Below are 826 nucleotides of genomic sequence, written 5' to 3' on the forward strand. Positions count from 1 at the left end.
GGATCCGTCGCAAACGGTTTGTTTCAGAGTTTCAGCTACTGGGTGGAGGTCTCAGTGGCGGAGGAATAAGTGTTCAAGGGCAGGCATTTTGATCGATCCGTAATCCTGCTCTGCGTGCGCTGGTATCTGGCCTACAATCTCAGCTTGCGCAATCTCGAGGAGATGATGGCCGAACGCGGTGTCTCCGTCGACCATGCCACGATCCATCGCTGGACAGTACGATACGCGCCTGAACTGCTGGAGCGCTTCAATCAGAGAAAGCGCTCGGTCTCCGGCAAGTGGCACATCGACGAGACTTATATCAAAGTCCGTGGGCGTTGGACCTATCTCTACCGCGCCATCGACAGCAACGGTGACACCGTCGAGTTCTGGTTCAGCGAGCGGCGAAACCTGACAGCCGCCAAGCGCTTCCTGCGCAAGGCGCTCAAGCGGCACGGCCGGCCCGAGCGGATTGTCATCGACGGCAGCCAGACCAATCGGGAAGCCATCATGTCGTGTGATGCCGAGAGCCGGCTGCAGGACCGTTCAAGATGCAGGCTCAAGCCGATCAGGATCCGGCAAAGTGCCTATCTGAATAATCGCATCGAGCAGGATCACCGTGCCGTCAAACGCCGTGTGCGATCGATGCTCGGCTTCAAATCTGCTGCCAGTGCCCGGGTGATCTTAGGTGGCATCGAGTTGATCCATATGATGCGCAAACAGCAGGCGAAATATGCCTGCAGTCAGCAGTTGTCGCTCGCCGAGCATTTCGAGCGGCTCGCCGCATGAGCCCGGCACGAAGCTCCTGCTATTTTCTCATCTCTACTTCGGATTTGCGACAGAACCT

General features: G+C 57.5%; 1 protein-coding gene. It reads left to right on the forward strand.

Annotated features, from left to right (window positions below):
• Positions 1 to 69 precede the first annotated feature (69 nt).
• Positions 70 to 768, forward strand: coding sequence for an IS6 family transposase (locus GR303_RS24240; RefSeq protein WP_161727028.1), 699 nt, complete (start codon positions 70 to 72; stop codon positions 766 to 768).
• Positions 769 to 826: the final 58 nt, after the last annotated feature.

Origin of the sequence: Microvirga arsenatis (genome assembly GCF_009910705.1) — a bacterium.
Lineage (GTDB): Bacteria > Pseudomonadota > Alphaproteobacteria > Rhizobiales > Beijerinckiaceae > Microvirga > Microvirga arsenatis.